General features: G+C 66.3%; 24 protein-coding genes and 1 pseudogene. 11 read left to right on the forward strand and 14 right to left on the reverse strand.

Annotated features, from left to right (window positions below):
• Positions 1 to 67: 67 nt before the first annotated feature.
• Positions 68 to 1,474, reverse strand: coding sequence for a Si-specific NAD(P)(+) transhydrogenase (gene sthA / locus AADZ55_RS08630; protein WP_085323965.1), 1,407 nt, complete (start codon positions 1,472 to 1,474; stop codon positions 68 to 70).
• A gap of 112 nt (positions 1,475 to 1,586) precedes the next feature.
• Between sthA and AADZ55_RS08635 the strand changes: the two genes are divergently transcribed.
• Complete coding sequence (locus AADZ55_RS08635; RefSeq protein ID WP_085323797.1) at positions 1,587 to 2,645, forward strand: DUF4192 domain-containing protein; 1,059 nt, start codon at positions 1,587 to 1,589, stop codon at positions 2,643 to 2,645.
• 1 nt (position 2,646) lies between these two features.
• On the opposite strand, the gene ideR is transcribed toward AADZ55_RS08635, so the two are convergent.
• The 3 genes from ideR to AADZ55_RS08650 form a co-directional block, all read right to left on the reverse strand.
• Complete coding sequence (ideR, locus tag AADZ55_RS08640) at positions 2,647 to 3,339, reverse strand: iron-dependent transcriptional regulator IdeR (protein ID WP_085323796.1); 693 nt, start codon at positions 3,337 to 3,339, stop codon at positions 2,647 to 2,649.
• A gap of 131 nt (positions 3,340 to 3,470) precedes the next feature.
• Positions 3,471 to 4,442, reverse strand: coding sequence for a sigma-70 family RNA polymerase sigma factor SigB (gene sigB / locus AADZ55_RS08645; protein WP_085323795.1), 972 nt, complete (start codon positions 4,440 to 4,442; stop codon positions 3,471 to 3,473).
• Between the two features lie 168 nt (positions 4,443 to 4,610).
• On the reverse strand, positions 4,611 to 5,078 hold the full coding sequence (locus AADZ55_RS08650) for a DUF3099 domain-containing protein (protein ID WP_085323794.1): 468 nt from the start codon (positions 5,076 to 5,078) through the stop codon (positions 4,611 to 4,613).
• A 57-nt stretch (positions 5,079 to 5,135) separates the two neighbouring features.
• On the opposite strand from AADZ55_RS08650, the gene AADZ55_RS08655 reads away from it, so the two are divergent.
• On the forward strand, positions 5,136 to 5,375 hold the full coding sequence (locus AADZ55_RS08655; protein WP_207569024.1) for a DUF3039 domain-containing protein: 240 nt from the start codon (positions 5,136 to 5,138) through the stop codon (positions 5,373 to 5,375).
• Here the strand turns inward: AADZ55_RS08655 and AADZ55_RS08660 are convergent, their stop codons facing one another.
• Both AADZ55_RS08660 and AADZ55_RS23515 read right to left on the reverse strand, forming a co-directional pair.
• Positions 5,376 to 6,350 carry a YihY/virulence factor BrkB family protein gene (locus AADZ55_RS08660; protein WP_085323792.1) on the reverse strand — a complete coding sequence of 325 codons (975 nt, stop codon included), beginning with the start codon at positions 6,348 to 6,350 and terminating at the stop codon, positions 5,376 to 5,378. It lies immediately after the preceding gene.
• Between the two features lie 62 nt (positions 6,351 to 6,412).
• Positions 6,413 to 6,529, reverse strand: a complete 117-nt coding sequence (locus AADZ55_RS23515) for a DUF7455 domain-containing protein (protein ID WP_015456423.1) — start codon at positions 6,527 to 6,529, stop codon at positions 6,413 to 6,415.
• Here AADZ55_RS23515 and AADZ55_RS08665 point away from each other — a divergent pair.
• Positions 6,482 to 6,725: pseudogene (locus AADZ55_RS08665) on the forward strand (hypothetical protein). The gene AADZ55_RS23515 and the pseudogene AADZ55_RS08665 overlap by 48 nt on opposite strands.
• Positions 6,722 to 7,093: a DUF952 domain-containing protein gene (locus AADZ55_RS08670; protein ID WP_085323791.1), complete on the forward strand. Its 372-nt coding sequence runs from the start codon at positions 6,722 to 6,724 to the stop codon at positions 7,091 to 7,093. The pseudogene AADZ55_RS08665 and the gene AADZ55_RS08670 overlap by 4 nt, the downstream one beginning before the upstream one ends.
• Here AADZ55_RS08670 and AADZ55_RS08675 read toward each other — a convergent pair.
• From AADZ55_RS08675 to ppgK, 3 genes are all read right to left on the reverse strand, one after another.
• Positions 7,039 to 7,449 carry a RidA family protein gene (locus AADZ55_RS08675; protein ID WP_085323790.1) on the reverse strand — a complete coding sequence of 137 codons (411 nt, stop codon included), beginning with the start codon at positions 7,447 to 7,449 and terminating at the stop codon, positions 7,039 to 7,041. The two genes, AADZ55_RS08670 and AADZ55_RS08675, sit on opposite strands and share 55 nt — an antisense overlap.
• A 228-nt stretch (positions 7,450 to 7,677) precedes the next feature.
• Positions 7,678 to 9,252 (reverse strand): RNA polymerase sigma factor, encoded by a 1,575-nt coding sequence (locus AADZ55_RS08680; RefSeq protein WP_085323964.1) that lies wholly within the window; start codon positions 9,250 to 9,252, stop codon positions 7,678 to 7,680.
• A gap of 179 nt (positions 9,253 to 9,431) precedes the next feature.
• Complete coding sequence (gene ppgK, locus AADZ55_RS08685) at positions 9,432 to 10,235, reverse strand: polyphosphate--glucose phosphotransferase (RefSeq protein ID WP_085323789.1); 804 nt, start codon at positions 10,233 to 10,235, stop codon at positions 9,432 to 9,434.
• Between the two features lie 88 nt (positions 10,236 to 10,323).
• Between ppgK and AADZ55_RS08690 the strand changes: the two genes are divergently transcribed.
• Complete coding sequence (locus AADZ55_RS08690; RefSeq protein WP_085323788.1) at positions 10,324 to 11,196, forward strand: inositol monophosphatase family protein; 873 nt, start codon at positions 10,324 to 10,326, stop codon at positions 11,194 to 11,196.
• 15 nt (positions 11,197 to 11,211) lie between these two features.
• On the opposite strand, the gene cei is transcribed toward AADZ55_RS08690, so the two are convergent.
• A complete protein-coding gene (cei, locus tag AADZ55_RS08695) occupies positions 11,212 to 11,862 on the reverse strand; it encodes an envelope integrity protein Cei (RefSeq protein ID WP_085323787.1) in 651 nt (216 codons plus the stop codon).
• Positions 11,863 to 12,206: 344 nt separating this feature from the next.
• On the opposite strand from cei, the gene AADZ55_RS08700 reads away from it, so the two are divergent.
• On the forward strand, positions 12,207 to 12,509 hold the full coding sequence (locus AADZ55_RS08700) for a DUF4193 domain-containing protein (RefSeq protein WP_003899437.1): 303 nt from the start codon (positions 12,207 to 12,209) through the stop codon (positions 12,507 to 12,509).
• A gap of 4 nt (positions 12,510 to 12,513) precedes the next feature.
• Here the strand turns inward: AADZ55_RS08700 and AADZ55_RS08705 are convergent, their stop codons facing one another.
• On the reverse strand, positions 12,514 to 12,999 hold the full coding sequence (locus AADZ55_RS08705) for a DUF3093 domain-containing protein (RefSeq protein WP_085323786.1): 486 nt from the start codon (positions 12,997 to 12,999) through the stop codon (positions 12,514 to 12,516).
• 25 nt (positions 13,000 to 13,024) lie between these two features.
• Here AADZ55_RS08705 and dut point away from each other — a divergent pair, with 25 nt between their 5' ends.
• Together dut and AADZ55_RS08715 are read left to right on the forward strand one after the other, a co-directional pair.
• Positions 13,025 to 13,489, forward strand: coding sequence for a dUTP diphosphatase (gene dut, locus AADZ55_RS08710; RefSeq protein ID WP_085323785.1), 465 nt, complete (start codon positions 13,025 to 13,027; stop codon positions 13,487 to 13,489).
• Positions 13,490 to 13,561: 72 nt separating this feature from the next.
• Positions 13,562 to 14,296, forward strand: coding sequence for a DUF3710 domain-containing protein (locus tag AADZ55_RS08715; RefSeq protein WP_085323784.1), 735 nt, complete (start codon positions 13,562 to 13,564; stop codon positions 14,294 to 14,296).
• Between the two features lie 356 nt (positions 14,297 to 14,652).
• Here AADZ55_RS08715 and AADZ55_RS08720 read toward each other — a convergent pair whose 3' ends face one another.
• Positions 14,653 to 15,369 (reverse strand): hypothetical protein, encoded by a 717-nt coding sequence (locus AADZ55_RS08720; RefSeq protein ID WP_085327303.1) that lies wholly within the window; start codon positions 15,367 to 15,369, stop codon positions 14,653 to 14,655.
• A gap of 158 nt (positions 15,370 to 15,527) precedes the next feature.
• Here AADZ55_RS08720 and AADZ55_RS08725 point away from each other — a divergent pair, with 158 nt between their 5' ends.
• Together AADZ55_RS08725 and AADZ55_RS08730 are read left to right on the forward strand one after the other, a co-directional pair.
• Positions 15,528 to 15,896 carry an OB-fold nucleic acid binding domain-containing protein gene (locus AADZ55_RS08725; RefSeq protein ID WP_085327297.1) on the forward strand — a complete coding sequence of 123 codons (369 nt, stop codon included), beginning with the start codon at positions 15,528 to 15,530 and terminating at the stop codon, positions 15,894 to 15,896.
• Positions 15,897 to 15,926: 30 nt separating this feature from the next.
• Positions 15,927 to 16,610: a DUF3159 domain-containing protein gene (locus AADZ55_RS08730; RefSeq protein ID WP_085327296.1), complete on the forward strand. Its 684-nt coding sequence runs from the start codon at positions 15,927 to 15,929 to the stop codon at positions 16,608 to 16,610.
• 10 nt (positions 16,611 to 16,620) lie between these two features.
• Here the strand turns inward: AADZ55_RS08730 and AADZ55_RS08735 are convergent, their stop codons facing one another.
• Together AADZ55_RS08735 and AADZ55_RS08740 are read right to left on the reverse strand one after the other, a co-directional pair.
• A complete protein-coding gene (locus AADZ55_RS08735) occupies positions 16,621 to 17,283 on the reverse strand; it encodes a potassium channel family protein (RefSeq protein WP_085327295.1) in 663 nt (220 codons plus the stop codon).
• Positions 17,280 to 17,963: a potassium channel family protein gene (locus AADZ55_RS08740; protein WP_085327294.1), complete on the reverse strand. Its 684-nt coding sequence runs from the start codon at positions 17,961 to 17,963 to the stop codon at positions 17,280 to 17,282. Before AADZ55_RS08740 ends, AADZ55_RS08735 begins: the two co-directional genes overlap by 4 nt.
• Positions 17,964 to 18,095: 132 nt before the next feature.
• Between AADZ55_RS08740 and AADZ55_RS08745 the strand changes: the two genes are divergently transcribed.
• The gene (locus AADZ55_RS08745; RefSeq protein WP_085327293.1) at positions 18,096 to 20,093 is read left to right on the forward strand and encodes an APC family permease; all 1,998 of its coding nucleotides are present in this window, start codon (positions 18,096 to 18,098) and stop codon (positions 20,091 to 20,093) included.
• Positions 20,094 to 20,126: the final 33 nt, after the last annotated feature.

Genomic DNA, 20,126 nt, shown 5'->3' on the forward strand with positions numbered 1-20,126 from the left:
CGAATTTGCTGGCAAGCCTACTTGCGCGCCGGGACAGATTCACATCCGCTTGCCCGTTGGGGCCCGATCAGCGGCGGAACTCGTTGAGCGCGCGCATCTTGTTCATCACGTCCAGCGCCGCGTTCTTGTAGGCCTCGGAGAAGGTGGGGTAGTTGAACACCGCGTCGACCAGGTATTCGACGGTGCCCCCGCATCCCATCACGGCCTGTCCGATGTGCACCATCTCGGTGGCGCTGGTGCCGAAGATATGCACGCCGAGCAGCGTGAGATCTTCGGTGGACACCAGCATTTTGAGCATGCCGTAGGAGTCGCCTGCGATCTGGCCGCGGGCTAGCTCCCGGTACCGGGCCACGCCCACTTCGTACGGGATGGAGTTCTTGGTCAGCTCCACCTCGGTGGCACCGACGTAGGACACCTCGGGGATCGAGTAAATGCCGATCGGCTGAAGGTCGGTGATTCCGTCGGTTGGTTCGCCGAAGGCGTGGTAGGCCGCCAGCCGGCCCTGTTCCATCGACGTCGCGGCCAACGCCGGGAAGCCGATGACGTCGCCGACTGCGTAGATATGGTCCACCTTGGTTTGGAAGCTGTCGTCGACGAAGATCCGCCCACGCCCCTCAACCTCGAGTCCGGCATTATGCAGGTCAAGGTGATCGGTTTGTCCCTGGCGTCCCGCGGAGTACATCACCGTCTCGGCTGGAATCTGTTTGCCGCTGGCCAGGGTGGTGACGGTGCCCGCAGCGCCTACGTCGACCGCGGTCACCTCCTCGCCGAACCGGAATGTCACCGCCAAGTCGCGCAGGTGAAATTTGAGTGCCTCGACGACCTCGGGGTCGCAGAAGTCCAACATGTTGTCCCGCTTCTCCACGACGGTGACCTTGGTGCCCAACGCGGCAAACATGGAGGCGTACTCGATACCGATCACGCCCGCGCCGACCACGACCATCGAGGACGGGAGCGACTTGAGATCGAGGATCCCGTCGGAGTCGAGCACCCGTTCCTCGTCGAATTCGACTCCGGACGGCCGTGCCGGCCTGGTGCCGGTGGCGATGACGATGTAGTCGCCGGTGACGGTGGTCTTCTCCCGGCGGGTCTGATCCTCGACGAGGATGGTGTGTGGGTCGATGAACCGGCCATGGCCGACGATCAAATCGACTCGGTTGCGCATCAACTGGTTGCGCACGACGTCGACTTCCTTGCCGATCACGTGTTGAGTCCGCGCCAGCAGGTCGGCCGGGGTGATCCGGTCCTTCACCCGGTAGCTTGCGCCGTACAGCTCGCGCTGGCTCATCCCGGTGAGGTAGAGCACGGCCTCGCGCAACGTCTTGGATGGGATCGTGCCGGTGTTGACGCAGACGCCACCGAGCATTCGGCCGCGTTCGATAATCGCGACGGACTTGCCGAGCTTGGCCGACGCGATGGCGGCCTTCTGGCCGCCTGGGCCTGACCCAATCACCACGATGTCGTATTCACGCATCGACCCCATGAGATGACAGTAGAGCGCACAGTCACGCCTTCGTCCACACGAGGCCGCTCAATCGCGCCGCGCGGGCGCCGGCTGACGGTGCCGGGCCTCAGCGTTGAGATCCATGACGAAGCATCGAGGAGACTTTGAACTCCACCGCCCCGGAACACTGATCGCCGCGCTACCGGCCATCCTCGGCTTCGTGCCGGAAGAATCGCTGGTTCTGGTGTCGTTGGAAGGGGGGCAACTGGGGTCGGTGATGCGTGTCGACCTCTGTGATGAACTCGCTGATCGGGTTGGGCATCTAGCCGAGGTTGCCGCCGCGGCGGGCCCCGAGGCGGCGGTCGCGGTGATCGTCGACGGGGACGGAGCGCAGTGTCCGCGATGCGGCGAGGAATACCGGCAGCTCTGCGCGGCGCTCTCCGCGGCGTTGTCGCAGCATGACATCGTGTTGTGGGCAGCGCACGTGGTCGACCGGGTAGCCGCTGGCGGGCGTTGGCACTGCGTGGACGGCTGCGGCTGCAGCGGCGTGATCGACGATCCGTCGGCGTCGCCGCTGGCGGTGGCGGCGGTGCTGGACGGCAGGCAGCTCTACCCGCGGCGCGCCGACCTGCAGGCCGTCATCGCCGTTGACGACCCGGTGCACAGCGCCGAGCTCGCCGTTGCGTTACGACGACAAGCGGCCGCCCGAGAGATCGCACACCGTGGCGACCCCGTCGGTTGCAGTCGCCGGGACGTGGAAAGCGCGATGGCCGCCGCCGCCCGTGTCACCGACGGGCAATCGTTGTCCGACGTGGAGCTGGCGGGGCTCGGTTGCGCACTGCGCGACGCTCAGGTCCGCGACACGCTGTATGCCCTCGCCGTTGGCGAAAAGGCCGATGCGGCCGAGTCACTGTGGGCGTTACTGGCCCGCGTGCTGGCCGAGCCGTGGCGGGTGGAGGCGCTGGTGTTGCTCGCGTTCAGCGCCTACGCCCGCGGTGACGGGCCGCTGGCCGGCGTTTCGCTGCAGGCCGCGCTGTGCTGCGAGCCGGGGCATCGGATGGCGCGCATGCTGGACACTGCACTGCAGTCTGGTCTGCGCCCTGAGTACATCCGTGACCTCGCGGTCACCGGCTATCGGCGGGCTGAACAACTCGGTGTGCGGTTACCGCCGCGACGGGTGTTCGGTCGGCGCGCGGGCTAGGTCAGACCTTTTCGACCTTGACCGCGTGGGCCATCTCGTGTGGCAGGGTGACGTTCTCGTGACCCGGGATGACGATGGTCACCCCACCGCCGGGGCTGGTCTCGACCCTCACTCGTGCGTTGGGCACCACGCCGGCGTCTTTGAGCCGCGTGATCAGATCGATGTCGCCCTGAACATGCTCGGTGAGTTGGCGGACGACGACCGCGACCGGCGAACCGGCCGGCAGCTCGGTCAACCGGACAAGGTTGACGCCGTCGGTGCCGGTCTCTTGGCCCACGCCGAGTTCCACCAGGCCCGGGATCGGGTTGCCGAACGGGGACGTGGTCGGGTTGTTGAGCACCTGAACCAGCCGGCGCTCGACGTCCTCGCTCATCACGTGCTCCCACCGGCATGCCTCGGCGTGCACCTCTTCCCACGGCAATCCGATGACATCTACGAGGAGCCGTTCGGCGAGGCGGTGCTTGCGCATCACGGCGACGGCCAGCGCACGGCCCTTGTCGGTAAGTTCCAGGTGGCGATCGCCTGCCACCCGGAGCAGCCCATCACGCTCCATCCGGGACACGGTCTGGCTGACTGTCGGCCCGCTCTGCTCGAGCCGCTCGGCGATCCGAGCACGCAGTGGCGTCACGCCCTCTTCCTCGAGGTCGTAGATCGTCCGCAGGTACATCTCGGTGGTATCAACCAACTCGTTCATTCAGCACCCTCCCTTGCTGAGTCTACTGGGCCAGCTGCGCAAATGGTTCGCCGACGCCCCCCACTGCAGCAGTGTGCCCGCCGCTGACGCGGCGGGCACACTGACTGCTACCTAGCTCAAGGTGTCCAGCCTCAACTGGCGTAGGACCTTAGCCGATCGGCCCGCTCGCCGTGCCGCAGCTTGCCCATCACGTCGCGCTCGATCTGCCGAACCCGTTCGCGAGACAGGCCGAACAGCTTGCCGATTTGATCCAGGGTGCGTGGCTGACCGTCGTCCAGGCCGAAGCGGAGCCGGATCACCTGATGTTCACGCTCGTCGAGAGTGGCCAGCACACTGCGGATGTCGGTGTGCAACAGCTCGGCGATGACCGCGTTCTCCGCGGACATGGCTTCGGCGTCCTCGATGAAATCGCCCAATGGCGCCTCCTCCTCGGAGCCGACCGGCATATCCAGGCTCACCGGGTCGCGACTGTGCTCCAGCAGGTCGTTGATCTTGTCGATCGGAATGCCGGATTCGGCGGCGAGTTCCTCGTCGGTGGCTTCGCGGCCCAGATTCTGGTGCATCTCCCGCTTGATCCGCGCCAGCTTGTTGACCTGCTCAACCAGGTGGACGGGCAGACGGATGGTGCGGCTCTGGTCCGCCATTCCGCGGGTGATGGCCTGACGGATCCACCACGTGGCATACGTCGAGAACTTGAATCCCTTTGTGTAGTCGAACTTCTCCATCGCGCGAATCAGCCCCAGGTTGCCCTCCTGGATGAGGTCAAGCAACGGCATTCCCCGACCCGTGTAGCGCTTTGCCAGTGACACCACCAACCGCAGGTTCGCTTCCAGCAAGTGACGGCGTGCCGCCTCGCCATCGCGCACCACCGCTGCCAGCTCGCGTTTCCGGTTCTCGCCGAGGCGCTTCCGGGTCTCCAGCAGATGCTCGGCATACAGCCCGGCTTCGATGCGCTTGGCCAGTTCGACTTCCCCGGCGGCGTTGAGCAACGCCGTCTTGCCGATGCCGTTCAGATAGACGCGCACCAAGTCCGCTGCGGGGCTTTGAGCATCCAGATCCCCGGCACCCCGGCTTGTGGTGGCCCTCGTGGTGGCTTCGGCCATTGCGACCTCCCGATTGGCTGGCTTGTCCTGTCATGGGGATCAACGACAGACCTGGACTTTGAGTTCCCGCCCGGCCGCCATCTCACACCCTGTGACGTGCAGGAATGTGCGGAAGACCTGAGAATGTCCTGAGAAGTGCGGCGTACGGCCGGTTGGCCGGAACGGCGGCTAACCGTGGTCGGCGAACCCCGGCGGATCCGATTGCGGTGCCGGCTGTCGCCGAGGCTCGACCGCGGGCCGTTCTGCGGTCGGAAACAGCGGGGTGCGCCGGCGGGCGCCATCGAATCGTCGGGGTTCGTCAGCGCGGCGCGGGGGTCGGTCGTTGGCGATCAGAACGGCCATCCACGGCAACGGCACCGAGACTGCCACGATGAGCAGTGAGATGAGCCCGTTGTGCCAGAGGCCGTAGGCAACGGCGGCCAGAATGAGCGCCGGGATCCGGAACGCCATCAGGGTCAGGTACTTGCGTACCCGCGCGCGATGCTCCACCTCATAGGAGGGCGCCGCAGCGGTAATCAGTACCGGCCGGCCCTTGTCGGTGAAGTCGTCGAAATCGTCGAAGTCGTCGACCGTGTCCTCGAACTTGCCACCGATACCCAGCCGCAAGCCGTGCTTCATTACTCCACTGTCCCACACGCAGTCGATTCCGGAGTAGCGAGCTTTCCGGTCGAGCCGGGGGGCACAATGTCAGGTATGCAGACCCAGACGATCGAACGCACCGACGCCGACGAACGCGTCGACGACGGGACCGGCAGCGACATACCGAAGTACTTCCACTACGTCAAGAAGGACAAGATCGCTGAGAGCGCGGTTATGGGCAGCCATGTGGTTGCGCTGTGCGGTGAGGTGTTTCCGGTTACCCGCGCGCCCAAGCCGGGCTCGCCGGTCTGTCCGGATTGCAAGCAGATCTACGAGCGGCTCAAGAGGGACTGACTAGGTCGGCGGTTCTGCGGCGACAGCGTTCTGTTGAGCCGTCGAAGAATGTGTCGGCGTGCCGATACCTAAGCGTGCAATCAGCCAGTTGCGCAGCCGGTGGGCATGCGTCGCCGGCGCCGGCCACTCTTCCTGGACGGCGGCATTGAGTTCGGCGCCGAGCATGATCGCAAAGCCGCCGAAGAATGCGAACAACAGGAAGGCGATCGGTGTGGCCAGCGCGCCGTAGGTGTAGCCGGTGCGGGTGATCCACGTGAGGTAGACCCGCAGGCCCAGGGTGGCGATCAGGAAGACCGTCATCGCCAGCACCGCGCCAAGGACCAGCCGATGAGTCGGCAGTGGCACCGGTAGCGCCACCCGGTACAGGATGATGACCCCGACGGTCAGACCGAGAACGAGCGCGGGGTAGTAGCCGTAGCGCAGCAGGTTGGCCAAGCCCTCCGGGATGTGCTCGCTCACCGCCCGCGGACCCACCACTATCACCGGCGCGGTCGCCACCAGGAACACCAGCATCACCACGTATAGGAACAGGGCAAAGAAGCGCTGCCGGACCGGGTGGCGCAGCGGGGTCTGGTCGTGCGCCTCCACCACTGCATCGACGAACGCCGAGATCGCCGAGGATCCCGCCCACAGCGAGATCAAGAAACCCAGCGACGCCACCTCGCCGCGGGCGTTGTTGGTGATGTCGACGATGGTGGGTTCGATGATCTCGTTGACCACGCTGCGGGAAAAAAAGCTATGGGCCGTCGAGAGCGCGGTCTTTTCAATGGCGGGCAAGGTGTCCGGGCCGAACAGCGGCGCCACGTAGGCCAGACTGCCCAGCATTCCCAACAGCAGCGGCGGCAGAGACAAGGCCGACCAAAACGCCGCCTGGGCTGACTCCGAGAAGATCGAGTCGTCCCAGCTCTTGGACAGAGTCCTGCGGGAAATTCGCCAGATGTGGTGGCGGGACGGCTTTGGAATCCGGTCGCTCATACCAGTCCAGCATTACCGAAAACTACGCACGCCACCGGCATTTGTGGACGGGCGAGTTCGGCTTACTCGCTTCCGCTGACCTCCAGCACGGCGGACATCTCGGTCAGTTTCGCCTCGTGCTCGTTGGCGTGATGCTGGCAGAAAAGAAGCTCGGCTCCGGAGGGCAACTTGGCACGCACCCGGGCTGCCGCGCTACAGCGGTCGCAGCGGTCTGCTCTTGTCAGCTCGGGACTGGTCAGAGTTGCGTTCATGGCTTCTCCGTTCTGGCGTGTCATCACTCTGTCAGACGTTCGGGGATTTCGCCGTGTTCCCCGGCCGCTATCGGGTGTGTCGTTTCTCACGACTTTTTGGCCCGCCTATCGGGCAGGCTGGTGAGAATGACGCCCCGTCCTGCCGTGCTGGTGCACCTATGCGGGGTGAAGGAGTGGTCGCGTGCGCGAGACCGCGGTGAGATACGCCCCGAGCCCGGCAAGCCCGGGTTCATCCACCTGTCGACACTCGAGCAGGTGCATCTGCCCGCTAACCGCCTCTACCGCGGCCGCACTGACCTGGTTCTGCTGTACATCGACCCGGCGGCGCTCGACTCACCCGTGCGTTGGGAGCCGGGCGTACCTACGGATCCGCAGTCGATGCTTTTCCCGCATCTGTACGGCCCACTGCCGGTGCGCGCAGTGCTCAAAGCGAGTGCCTATCCGCCGGGTCGCGACGGGGCCTTCCCGTCGGCTCCCCAGGACCCCACGTAGGCGTCGGCCTCGATTTCCACCAGCAGGCCGGGTGCGATCAGCGCAGAAACCTCGACCATCGTCGCCGCGGGACGGATGTCACCGAACAACCGGGCGTGCACCTCGCCGACCTCGCGCCAGCGTGAAATGTCGGTCACGTAGATCCGGGTACGGACCACGTCGGCCAGGGTGGCACCGGCTTGTTGGAGCGCGATCTCTATTCGGCGAAAAGCATCTCGGGTCTGAGCGGCCAGACTATCGCCGCTCCCGGTTGTTCCGGCCACCGTCACAAGGGGCCCAATACGCACCGCGCGCGAGTAGCCGACAGCCGATTCGAAGTCGGATCCGGATGAGACAACCGTGCGGCGGGTTGACATGGGAGTCACAGTACGACGGCCAGATCGCCGGCGCATCCGAATTTATTGTGCCGCAAGGGGATAACCTGCACATTAGCGACCGCCAAGCCCGGCCGGGCGCGGCGACGATGGGGCCGGCGGATCCGGCGGGGCTGGACGGGCGGCGCCCCCGGCGCCGGCGGGCGGTTCTACGGCGCACCCGGGACGCCCGGGTAGCCGCCCGGCCTACACACCCGCCGGGAGTGTCGCTCAGTCCAGGTAGTCGCGCAGGACCTGCGAACGGCTGGGGTGGCGCAGCTTCGACATCGTCTTGGATTCGATCTGGCGGATGCGTTCGCGCGTCACGCCGTAGACCTGGCCGATCTCGTCAAGGGTGCGCGGCTGGCCGTCGGTAAGGCCGAAGCGCAGCCGTACCACTCCAGCCTCGCGTTCGGAGAGGGTATCCAGCACCGACTGCAATTGGTCTTGCAGCAACGTGAACGACACCGCGTCGACGGCCACCACCGCTTCGCTGTCCTCGATGAAGTCGCCAAGCTGGCTGTCGCCTTCGTCGCCGATGGTCTGGTCCAACGAGATCGGCTCCCGGGCGTACTGCTGGATCTCCAGCACCTTCTCCGGCGTGATGTCCATCTCTTTGGCCAGCTCCTCGGGCGTGGGCTCGCGGCCCAGGTCCTGCAGCAGCTCGCGTTGAATGCGACCCAGCTTGTTGATCACCTCGACCATGTGCACCGGGATGCGGATGGTGCGGGCCTGATCGGCCATGGCGCGGGTGATGGCCTGGCGAATCCACCACGTCGCGTACGTGGAGAATTTGTACCCCTTGGTGTAGTCGAACTTCTCGACCGCGCGGATCAAACCCAGGTTGCCTTCCTGGATCAGGTCGAGAAACGCCATCCCTCGGCCGGTGTAGCGCTTGGCCAGCGAAACCACCAGCCGCAGGTTGGCTTCCAACAGATGATTTTTCGCGCGGTCGCCATCGCGACAGATCCACATCATGTCGCGGCGCTGGGCGGCGGGCAGCTTCTCACCGCGCTCGCTCAGCTCCGTCATCAGTTGCGTCGCGTACAGGCCAGCCTCGATCCGCTTGGCCAGCTCGACCTCTTCCTCGGCGTTGAGCAGCGCCACCTTACCGATCTGTTTGAGGTAGGCGCGAACCGAGTCGGCGGACGCGGTGAGCTCGGCGTCCTTGCGGGCTTGACGCAACGCCTCCGATTCGTCTTCGTCCCACACGAAATCGCCGGACGCCTTGTCCTTTTCGGTGGGCTCAGCTATCCCCTCGTCGTCGGCGGGGGCCTGGCCGGGTGTTACGGCCGCCTCAGCCTCGCCATCCTCGCCGTCCTCGTGGTCGCCCGAGTCGAGTTCGTCGTCGGCGTCGGGCGCCACGTCGTCTTCGAGGTCGTCGAGGTTGAGGTCGGCGGTGTCAAGGTCGAGGTCCTCGCCGGGCTCGACGTCAAGGTCTGGTTCAGCGTCGAGATCCTCGGCGCCGTCCGAGGCCACCTCGTCCTGGGCGCCTTTGGGCGCCGGTGATTTCGCCGCGTGGCCACGCGCCGACGGTGTCTTTGCCGAAGCGGATTTGGCCGCGGTGCGGGTCTTTTTCTTCGGGGTATCGCTTGGCGCGGTGTCCTCGGGTGTCGAGGTGGATTTGGCGGCGCGGGCTGCCGTCTTAGCGGCGCGCTTGGCGGGGGGTGCGCCATTGGCAGACTTCGCCGCGGTTTTCTTGGTCCCGGACGCCGAAGACGCGGCAGGCGCCGAAGATGCGGGAGACTTAGTGGCGGTGCGTTTCACCGGCTCGTCGGTCGCCGGGCTTGCCTTAGTCGCTGCCACATACACCCCTTCGGTCGTTACTCACTTCCGGTTGGGTCTGGGCGTGCGTAACCGAAAGTGTCTGTTATGTCGAATGTCGGCGTTGATATCAGCGTGAGTACTCGCGCGCTATCGGTCGGGCGGCCGCCGCTGACCATTGTAACTTCACCGCGCACTAGGACTGCCCGAGCGGGCAAAATTCAGTGCGTCAGAGCCGCGACGGAAGCCATCGCCGCACCGACTATCCCGGCGGTGTTCTGCAGTGCCGCGGGTACCACTGGGGTGCGGTTTTCCAGCAGCGGCACCCATTTGTCGGCCTTGCGGCTGATGCCGCCGCCGACGATGAACAGGTCGGGCCAGATCGCGTTCTCGATGGCGACAAGCACTCGTGTCACCTGTTTGGCCCATTTTTGATAGGTCCAGTTGTTCCTTTCCTTGACCGAGGATGCAGCCCGTTCCTCCGCCTCCTTCCCGCCGACCTCAAGATGTCCGAACTCGGTGTTGGGTATCAACGTCCCCTGATGGATGACCGCGGACCCGATTCCGGTTCCGAACGTGAGGAGTACCACCAACCCGGGGTTGTTCTTGCCGGCCCCATAGCGTGCTTCGGCGAGCCCGGCGGCATCGGCATCGTTGAGGATCGTGACCTGCTGACTGTTCAGCTCGGCGCCGATGACGTCGCGCGCGTTGGTCCCAATCCAAGACTCATCCACGTTGGCCGCGGTCCGGACGACGCCGTGGGTGACGACGCCCGGATAGGTCACCCCCAGCGGACCCCGCCAGCCGAAGCCGTTGACCACCTCCGCGATGGTCTTGCTGACTGCGGACGGTGTGGCCGGTTGCGGCGTTAGGAGCTTGATCCGGTCGCCGATCAGCTGACCGGTGTCCAGGTCGACGATTCCGCCCTTGATGCCGCTGCCGCCGACGTCGATGCCGAAGCCACGGCGCTGCGGCATCGCGCCTGCCGTGTCGATGGCGGTGTCGGGTGTATCGGGGGCGGTCATCGAATCTCCTCGGCGAGACTTGGACGTGCGCTTACCCTAGCCTGGCGGCAGCGGGGAGGCGCTTGAACAACTGTGATGCGATAGGTCCGTGACACGACCCGACAATGAGCCGGCGCGGCTGCGCTCGGTGGCCGAAACGCTCGTCGCCGAGGCGGCTGCGTTCGTGCGCTGTCGCCGCGCCGAGGTCTTCGGCGCTACCAGCCGAGCCGCCGGCAACGGCGCCGTGCGAGCCAAGAGCTCCCCGACCGATCCGGTGACCGTGATCGACACCGACACCGAGCGGCTGTTGCGTGATCGGCTGGCTCACCTTCGTCCCGGTGACCCGATTCTGGGGGAGGAGGGTGGTGGGCCCGCCGACGTGACGGCTACGCCCGCCGACCGGGTCACCTGGGTGCTCGACCCGATCGACGGCACGGTGAATTTTCTCTACGGCATCCCGGCGTACGCGGTATCGGTCGGGGCGCAGGTCGGTGGCGTGTCGGTGGCGGGCGCGGTCGCCGACGTGGTCGCGGACACGGTGTATTCGGCGGCGACGGGCCTCGGCGCCCACGTCACCGACGAGCGGGGGACACACGTGTTGCGGTGCACCGGTGTCGAGGAGTTGTCGATGGCGTTGCTGGGTACCGGTTTCGGGTACTCAGTGCGCTGCCGCGAGCGGCAGGCCGCGCTGCTGGCTCAGGTTGTGCCGTTGGTCCGGGACGTGCGTCGGATCGGTTCTGCGGCGCTGGACTTGTGCATGGTGGCGGCGGGCCGGCTGGACGCCTACTACGAGCGAGCGGTGCAGGTGTGGGACTGCGCGGCGGGTGCGTTGATCGCTGCCGAGGCGGGGGCCCGGGTGGTGTTGTCAACGCCGGAGGTGGGTGGCGCAGGGATGGTGGTGGTGGCCGCCGCGCCCGGAATCGCCGACGAGCTGATGGCGGCGCTAGAGCGATTCAACGGTTTGGAGCCGATCCCGGACTGAGCCGTCCGGCGCCGGTTAGCAACTGCTGGCGTGGATCTTTGCCAGCAGCGCGGGATCCGACGGCTCGGTGGCGCCGGGTCGCAGGGTGGCGAGCACGGCGTCGATGTCGTCGTTGTGCGCCAACGTGGTGAAGTCCGTGCCAAGCGCAAGGTCGACGGAGTCGTCGGCGCGGTTGTCGCGGAACAGCTCGGTGCACGGTGCTACCAGCCATACCGCGGCCGCGGTGGCCTGCCCCGCGGTGCCGAAGCGGATCTGGCCTTGGCAGTCCAGGCGGGTGCCGGCATAGATCGGGTCATTGGCGGCGGTCGGCTGCGCGAAGCCCAGATCCTGCAGCGCGTCGGCGATGTCAGCGGCTTGACCGCCCCTGCCACTGGCGTTGAGGACGTGGATTTTGGTATCGATGAGTTTGGTGGGTGCGATCTCGGTCATATCCGTGCGTGACACTTGCTCACCGAGGTTGGTCGGTGCCGACCCCGCCAGTTGCGGAGGCGGGTTGCAGACCGCGGGCGCGCCGACATCCGCGGGCCGGGTCAGGGCAAGGGTCCACACCACACCCGTCACCACCACCAGGAAGGCCACCACGACGATGGCGGGTCGGGGATTGCGTCGCCGAAAGGGCCGACCGTGCTTGTCGAAACCGGTACCCTCGGTGATTTGTGCGACCACATGTGTACTTTAGTCCGCCGACGATGGGTGCCGGTGCGGCGCGTTGAGGAGGCGGGCCGTCGGGTTAGTCCGCCGACGATGCGTGCCGGTGCGGCGCGTTGAGGAGGCGGGCCGTCGGGTTAGTCCGCCGACGATGGGTGCCGGTGCGGCGCGTTGAGGAGGCGGGCCGTCATGCCAGTCGCGCTCAAAACGCACCGCTGAGGGGCGATCACGAGGTTCAATGTGGATATGTGATGCAAATCATACTTGAATGGGCCTAGATATGGGCACGAATCGTTTGGTGGATGCGTTCGACGCTGGTACAAAGCGTTGCTTGAAGTACGAGGGCACGTGAGGGGACAAGAATGCCTACCGACTATGACGCTCCACGGCGCACCGAGACTGACGACGTCTCGGAGGATTCGTTGGAGGAGCTCAAAGCACGACGAAACGAGGCGGCGTCGGCCGTGGTCGACGTGGACGAATCCGAATCCGCTGAGTCTTTCGAACTGCCCGGCGCCGATTTGTCCGGCGAGGAGCTGTCGGTGCGCGTCGTACCCAAGCAGGCTGACGAGTTCACCTGCTCGAGCTGCTTTTTGGTGCAACACCGCAGCCGGCTGGCCAGCGAGAAGAACGGCGTGATGATCTGTACCGACTGCGCGGCCTGATTGGTCAGCTGCGCAATGCCGACAACACCCGCTCCGGGCGGCGGCAGCTCACCAGCCAGTACGGCGTGGGATCGTCGGGGTCGTCGAGGACAACCAGAATCATGGCCCTGACCCAGGCCCGATGCAGGACAAAGGCCGCCGGATCGAGTTGGCGGCCCAGCGCCGCAGATTTGGCCGTGGCCGGGATTTCGGCGGACCGAGCGATCACGGTGATGGGCAGATGCGCTTGTCCGGCCCAAAGTTCGACTCCAGCCCCGTCTGCTGCGCCGGCGGTGACCCGGATCTCGACCCGGCCGAGCCACAACAGCGCCCCAGCTGCGACTGTGAACAGCGTTGCGAACGGTACCCAGTTGGGTAGGGCTGCAATACCCAGGTTCACTTCGTACGAGATGAGCGCCGCCAGTGCGAAACTCAACGGCCACCACCACCAGGGCACCCACAATCGCTCGCGATATCGCACGATGTGCGGCGCAACCCGCGTCCCAGACACGCGGTCAAGGGTAGTCTGTGGCCCCGTGTCGACCACTCTGGCGATTGTTCGCCTTGACCCCGGGCTCCCGCTGCCCAGCCGCGCTCATGACGGCGACGCCGGCGTTGATCTCTACAGCGCCGAAGACGTCGAGCTGGCACCCGGGCGGCGCGCCCTGGTGCGGACGGGCGTCGCGGTCGCCATCCCGTTCGGCATGGTCGGGCTGGTCCATCCGCGCTCGGGATTGGCCGCGCGGGTGGGGCTTTCGATCGTCAATAGTCCTGGCACCATCGACGCGGGTTATCGTGGCGAGATTAAGGTCGCGCTGATCAACCTGGACCCGGCCACCCCGATTGTGGTGCATCGCGGCGACCGAATTGCCCAGTTGCTGGTGCAGCGGGTCGAGTTGGTCGAGCTGGTCGAGGTCTCGTCGTTCGACGAGGCCGGGCTGGCCTCCACGTCCCGTGGCGACGGTGGTCACGGTTCTTCCGGCGGACATGCGAGTTTGTGACCGCCGACGACGATCAGTGGGGGTACCGCCCGCTTGCGCGGGACGGAGCGATGAGGAGGAGTAGCGCTCGCGATGGTATTCGGTAGGCGCAAAGACGACAGCGAAAATCCGCCCGCCGAGCCGGCAGAACCGGACGACGTCCAGGCTGACCCTGTCTCCGAGGGAGCCGCCGAGCTGGACGGCCCGTTCGACATCGACGACTTCGATGACCCGTCGGTGGCGGAGCTGGCCCGGCTCGACCTGGGCTCGGTGCTGATTCCCATGCCGGCCGCGGGTCAGGTACAGGTTGAGCTGACCGAGAGCGGGGTTCCCAACGCGGTGTGGGTCATCACATCCAATGGTCGCTACACCATCGCGGCGTACGCGGCGCCCAAGACGGGCGGGCTCTGGCGTGAGGTGGCCGGTGAGCTCGCCGACTCGTTGCGTAAGGACTCGGCAAAGGTCTCGATCAAGGATGGCCCGTGGGGTCGCGAAGTGATCGGCACCGCCGCCGGCGTGGTGCGGTTCATCGGGGTCGACGGCTACCGCTGGATGATCCGATGTGTCGTCAATGGCCCGCACGAGACCGTCGATGCGCTGACCGAGGAGGCCCGTGAGGCGTTGGCTGACACCGTGGTTCGCCGTGGTGATACCCCGCTGCCGGTGCGGACTCCGTTGCCGGTGCAACTGCCCGAGCCGATGGCGGCGCAACTGCGGGAGGCCGCGGCCGCACAGGCCGACGCGCAACAGCAAGCCGACCAGCCGGCCCCACGGCGCGGCGCCGAAGGATCAGCGATGCAGCAGTTGCGCAGCACCACCGGTGGCTAGCCGGGCGACGATGCGCGCCGTGTAGCGGGGTGAGGAGAAGCCCGGCAATTGGGTCCAGCCGGGCGACGATGCGCGCCGTGTAGCGGGGTGAGGAGAAGCCCGGCAATTGGGTCCAGCCGGGCGACGATGCGCGCCGTGTAGCGGGGTGCGGAGAAGCCCGGCAATTGGGTCTAGCCGGGCGACGATGCGCGCCGTGTAGCGGGGTGAGGAGAAGCCCGGCAATTGGGTCCAGCCGGGCGACGATGCGCGCCGTGTAGCGGGGTGCGGAGAAGCCCGGCAATTGGGTCCAGCCGGGCGACGATGCGCGCCGTGTAGCGGGGTGCGGAGAAGCCCGGCAATTGGGTCTAGCCGGGCGACTAGGTTTTGTGGCGGCTTGAGACCTCGGCGAGAGCGGCAAGGCAGGCAACACCCAGCGCGGCGGCGTCGGCGCCGATCTCGTCCAGTGTCACCGTCCGCAGCGCTGCATGGGGCGCGGCGGCCACCCAGTCGATACCGACCTGCAGAGGGTGAATCGGATCGTCGACTGCGGCGGCCACCCCCAGCGGCACGGCCAGCCGGGTCAGCTCGGCGCGGCTGGGGGCGATATAGGCTGCCGCTTCTTCCATCGCGTCGGGCAGCTGCGGCCACTGAGCCCGCCACGACCGGGCCAGCTCCTCGGCAAGCCAGGGCGGACTGGACGCCCGCAGCTGCGTCGTCGTCGCCGACAGGCCGGTGCGGCGCAACTGCGAGGCCGAAAACCGCGCCGCGTGCGCGGCGGGCGCTGATCCAGGCGTGCCGGTCCAGGCCGGCAGCGCGGCCAGGACCGCTACCGTGCGATCGGGATGAGCCAGGGCCCATGCGGCTGCGACCGCGGCTCCGATCGAGACACCGCCGACGCCGATCGGTCCCGTTCTCGCCGCGTCATCGAGGGCAGCCAGATAGCCGTCGATCAACTGATCCGGCCGTGGTCGCGGAGTCACGAGCTGTGCGCCCGCTCCCCGCAACGGGCCGGAAAAAGCTCGATGAACGTAGTCGTCGTCGGATCCGGTTCCGGGCAACAACACGGTTGTGACACCACGCAAATCGACAGCCACCCCTCGATAGTGCCCCGCGGTCACAAGTGCTCCAACATCTGTGGTGAGGTTCGTGTGGCGTCCGGGAACCAACAGGTCTACGGTGGCCGTTGGCATTAGTGGAATGCGCCGAAGTTGGACGAATCTTCCATAACGTAGGTGACGTGTCAGGAGAGGCCATGGGGGCCCAAGGTTATCTGCGCAGGCTCACCCGTCGATTGACGGAGGACCTGGAGCAACGCGACGTCGAGGAGTTGTCCGACGAGGTGGCCAACAGCGGCGCGCAACGCGCGATCGACTGCCATCGCGGCCAGGAGGTGACGATGGTTGGCACCCTGCGCTGCGTGGAAACCAAAGGCAAGGGGTGCTCGGGTGGTGTTCGCGCCGAATTGTTCGACGGCACCGATACCGTCACGCTGGTGTGGCTGGGTCAACGCCGGATACCCGGCATCGACTCCGGTCGCACGCTGCGGGTGCGGGGCCGGCTGGGCAAGCTGGAGAATGGGACGAAGGCCATCTACAACCCGCATTACGAAATCCAGCGGTGACCTGCCGGCAGTCGGATTCGCCGGTGGCTTGTGAACGCTAACCGCTTCAGCGCCCAGCGCCTCCTGGCGCACGCCGGCGGCGTGAGTGGGCTCGTCTACTCGTCGTTGCCGGTGGTGACCTTCGTGGTTGCGTCCAGCGCCGCCGGGCTGCTGCCCGCCATCGGGTTCGCCCTGGGTATGGCCGCGTTGATCCTGTTGTGGCGGCTGATTCGGCGGGAATCCACACAGCCGGCGGTAGCCGGATTCTTCGGGGTCGCGGTGTGCGCGCTGATCGCCTACGTGGTGGGACAGTCGAAGGGCTACTTCCTGTTGGGCATCTGGATGTCGTTTTTGTGGGCGGTGGTCTTCGCGCTGTCCATCCTGATCCGCCGGCCGGTGGTGGGTTATCTGTGGAGTTGGGTAACTGGGCGCGATCGCGGCTGGCGTGGCGTGCCCCGGGCCGTCTATGCGTTCGACGTCGCCACGCTCGGGTGGACGTTGGTATTCGCCGCCCGGTTCATTGTCCAGAGGCTCCTGTACGACGCCGATGAAACGGGCTGGCTGGGAGTGGCGCGGATCGGGATGGGCTGGCCGCTGACCGCGGTGGCCGCGCTAGCCACGTACGCGGCAATCAAGTCAGCCCAGCGCGCCATGCTTGCCTCCGGTAGCGCAGCGGACCACGCTGCGGCCGTGGCGGGCGGGCCCGAAATCGACGCCGACACCAGCCCCGGGTAACGCCCACCGGTTAGGTGGACGGCAGCAACAGCCGGCTCAGCTCCTCCTCCGCCTCGGTGACCGCGACGAAGAGCAACTCGTCACCACCTTCCAGCGGCTCGTCGGCTTCCGGCACGATGACTCGCGGGCCACGCAGGATCGTCACCAGCACGGCATCCCGCGGCAGCTTCAGCTTGCGCACCGGTTTGCCGCCCCACGGCGTGTTGTCGGGCAGGGTGATCTCCACCAGGTTGGCCTGACCCGTGCGGAACTCCATCAGCCGCACTAGGTCGCCGACGGCGACGGCCTCCTCGATCAGCGACGCCAGCATGCGGGGTGTTGATACCGCGACGTCTACCCCCCAGGCGTCGTTGAACAGCCACTCGTTGCGGGGATCGTTGACCCGCGCCACCACCCGCGGCACCGCGAACTCGGTCTTGGCCAGCAGGCTGAGCACCACGTTGACCTTGTCGTCGCCGGTAGCGGCGACGACCACGTCGAAGTCCTCGAGGTGAATCGACTCCAGCAGGCTCAGTTCGCAGGCATCGCCGAGCCGCCAGTGCGCCTCCGGGATGGCGTCGGCGTCGAGGTGATCGGGATTGCGCTCGATCAGGGTGATTTCATGTCCGTTCTCCACGAGTTCGCGGGTGACCGAGCGGCCCACCGCGCCCGCTCCGGCGACAGCGACCTTCATCTTCGGGCCCCCGCCTCGAAGTCCTCACTCGGCGGCAGGGCCGCGATGGCCACCGCCTCGGCGGCCCTGCCGGATATCGCGGCGACGTAGACGCTGTCGCCGGCCTGCAGGACCGTCTTCGGCTCCGGCAACACACCGGTTCCGAATCGAATCAAGAACGCAATCCGTGCGCCGGTGGCCTGCTCGAGATCGGTCGCCCGGTGACCCACCCAGTCCTCGTGCAGGACGACCTCGGCGACGGCGACGGTACCGGTCGGATCGCGCCACTTGGCGGTCTCGGTCTCCCGTGTCAGCGCGTTGAGCAGTCGATCGGTGGTCCAGGGCACGGTCGCGATGGTGGGGATGCCGAGTCGCTCGTAGACCTCCGCGCGCTTGGCGTCGTAGATGCGCGCGACGACGCGCTGCACACCGAACGTTTCCCGGGCCAATCGTGCCGAGATGATGTTGGAGTTGTCCCCGGAGGACACCGCGGCGAATGCGTCGGCCCCGTCGATGCCCGCCCGTATTAGTACATCCCGGTCGAATCCCTGACCCAGCACCCGCTCACCGGGAAACTGCGGGCTGAGCCGATTGAACGCGGCGCTGTCACGGTCGATAATCGCGACGTCATGGCCTATCCGGGACAATCCGTCGGCCACCGCAGCCCCGACCCGGCCGCACCCCATCACAACCACCCGCATTTGAGGTCCTCTCGGCTGTGTCCTGTGCGTATACGCAATCGGCAACCCGCGGTGGCCAGCCGATTTGAGCGGCGAACATTCTCGCGTAGGGAACGCTACCGCCAGGCCTGCAGGGGCTTACCCTTGGCTCTCGTGTCCAAACTTTCAACCGCCGCTCGCCGGTTGCTTATCGGCCGGCCTTTTCGCAGCGACCGGCTGCATCACACGCTGTTGCCCAAGCGGATCGCTTTGCCGGTGTTCGCCTCGGATGCGATGTCATCGGTGGCCTACGCCCCCGAGGAGATCTTCCTGGTGCTCTCGGTGGCCGGGCTGGCGGCCTACTCGATGGCACCGTGGATCGCGCTGGCGGTCGCGGCCGTCCTGCTCGTCGTGGTGTCCAGCTACCGGCAAAATGTGCACGCCTACCCCTCCGGTGGCGGCGACTACGAGGTCGTCACCACCAACCTGGGGGACACCGCCGGCCTGGTAGTCGCCAGCGCTCTGATGGTGGATTACGTTCTCACCGTTGCGGTTTCGATATCGTCGGCGACGTCGAACATCGGCTCCGCGATCCCGTTTGTCTACGACCACAAGGTGTTGTGCGCGGTGTGCGCGATCGTGTTGGTGACGGCGATGAACCTGCGCGGGGTCCGCGAATCGGGGGTGACATTCGCCATCCCGACCTACGCGTTCATCGCCGGAATCGCCATCATGCTCCTTTGGGGGTTGTTCCGGATCTTCGTGTTGGGCAACCCGGTGCGCGCCGAATCCGCCGGGTTCGTCATGCACGCCGAGCATGGCAAGGTTGTTGGTTTCGCGCTGGCATTCCTGGTGGCCCGGTCGTTCTCCTCGGGGTGCGCGGCGCTGACCGGTGTGGAGGCCATCAGCAACGGGGTGCCGGCGTTTGAGAAGCCCAAGTCCCGCAACGCCGCGGCAACCCTGCTCATGCTGGGCGCCATCGCGGTGACCTTGCTGGTGGGGATCGTCGCGATGGCTGTGATGACCGGCGCCCAGGTCGTCGACGATCCCGAAACGCAGCTGACCGGTGCTCCGCCGGACTACCAGCAGAAGACGCTGGTCGCGCAGCTGGCAAAAGCTGTTTTCGGCAGCTTCCACCTCGGGTTCCTGCTGATTACCGCGGTCACCGCGCTCATCCTGGTGCTGGCCGCCAACACCGCGTTCAACGGCTTCCCGGTGCTCGGCTCGGTTTTGGCGCAGCACAGTTACCTGCCCCGCCAACTGCACACCCGCGGGGACCGGCTGGCGTTCTCCAACGGAATCCTGTTCCTCGCCGCGGCGGCAATCGGGGCGGTTGTTGCGTTCCGCGCCGAACTCACCGCACTGATCCAGCTGTACATCGTCGGCGTGTTCATATCGTTCACGCTGAGCCAGATCGGCATGGTCCGGCACTGGACGCGGTTGCTGAGCACCGAGGTCGATCCGCGTGCTCGGCACACGATGATGCGCTCTCGAGTGGTCAACACGGTCGGTTTCCTGTCCACCAGTACCGTCCTGTTGATCGTGCTGGTGACAAAATTCCTTGCCGGAGCATGGATCGCGATTGTTGCCATGGGCGCACTTTTCATCATGATGAAGCTGATTCGCAGGCACTACAACACGGTCAGCCGGGAGCTGGTGGAGCAGGCCGCGGCCGAGGAGACCGAAATGGTGCTGCCCAGCCGCAATCACGCCGTGGTGCTGGTGTCCAAGTTGCACCTGCCGACCCGGCGCGCACTGGCCTATGCACGAGCGACCCGCCCCGACGTGTTGGAAGCCGTGACGGTTAACGTCGACGAAGCGGATACCCGTGATCTGGTGCGCAAATGGCAGGACAGCGATATCAGCGTGCCACTCAAGGTCATCGCCTCGCCGTACCGCGAAATCACGCGTCCGGTACTCGATTACGTCAAACGGGCCAGCAAGGAGTCGCCACGCACCGTGGTGACGGTATTCATCCCGGAGTACGTGGTGGGGCATTGGTGGGAACAGGTTCTGCACAACCAGAGCGCGCTGCGGCTCAAAGGCCGGTTGCTGTTCATGCCTGGGGTGATGGTGACCTCGGTTCCGTGGCAGCTGACTTCGTCGGAGCGGGTCAAGACGTTTCAGCCGCACGTGGCTCCCGGTGACACCCGACGGGGAATTTTCGATTGACCCCGAATACCGAAGCCGACGAGGCGTCGAACA

Source organism: Mycobacterium decipiens (assembly GCF_963853665.1).
In the GTDB taxonomy this organism is placed as follows: domain Bacteria; phylum Actinomycetota; class Actinomycetes; order Mycobacteriales; family Mycobacteriaceae; genus Mycobacterium; species Mycobacterium decipiens.

Coding starts and splice junctions, on each gene's coding strand:
- sthA (WP_085323965.1), bottom strand. CDS start 1,474: ATGCGTGAATACGACATCGTGGTGATTGGGTCAGGCCCAGGCGGCCAG.
- AADZ55_RS08635 (WP_085323797.1), top strand. CDS start 1,587: ATGACGAAGCATCGAGGAGACTTTGAACTCCACCGCCCCGGAACACTG.
- ideR (WP_085323796.1), bottom strand. CDS start 3,339: ATGAACGAGTTGGTTGATACCACCGAGATGTACCTGCGGACGATCTAC.
- sigB (WP_085323795.1), bottom strand. CDS start 4,442: ATGGCCGAAGCCACCACGAGGGCCACCACAAGCCGGGGTGCCGGGGAT.
- AADZ55_RS08655 (WP_207569024.1), top strand. CDS start 5,136: ATGCAGACCCAGACGATCGAACGCACCGACGCCGACGAACGCGTCGAC.
- AADZ55_RS08660 (WP_085323792.1), bottom strand. CDS start 6,350: ATGAGCGACCGGATTCCAAAGCCGTCCCGCCACCACATCTGGCGAATT.
- AADZ55_RS08675 (WP_085323790.1), bottom strand. CDS start 7,449: ATGTCAACCCGCCGCACGGTTGTCTCATCCGGATCCGACTTCGAATCG.
- ppgK (WP_085323789.1), bottom strand. CDS start 10,235: ATGACCGCCCCCGATACACCCGACACCGCCATCGACACGGCAGGCGCG.
- AADZ55_RS08700 (WP_003899437.1), top strand. CDS start 12,207: ATGCCTACCGACTATGACGCTCCACGGCGCACCGAGACTGACGACGTC.
- AADZ55_RS08715 (WP_085323784.1), top strand. CDS start 13,562: ATGGTATTCGGTAGGCGCAAAGACGACAGCGAAAATCCGCCCGCCGAG.
- AADZ55_RS08725 (WP_085327297.1), top strand. CDS start 15,528: ATGGGGGCCCAAGGTTATCTGCGCAGGCTCACCCGTCGATTGACGGAG.
- AADZ55_RS08735 (WP_085327295.1), bottom strand. CDS start 17,283: ATGAAGGTCGCTGTCGCCGGAGCGGGCGCGGTGGGCCGCTCGGTCACC.
- AADZ55_RS08740 (WP_085327294.1), bottom strand. CDS start 17,963: ATGCGGGTGGTTGTGATGGGGTGCGGCCGGGTCGGGGCTGCGGTGGCC.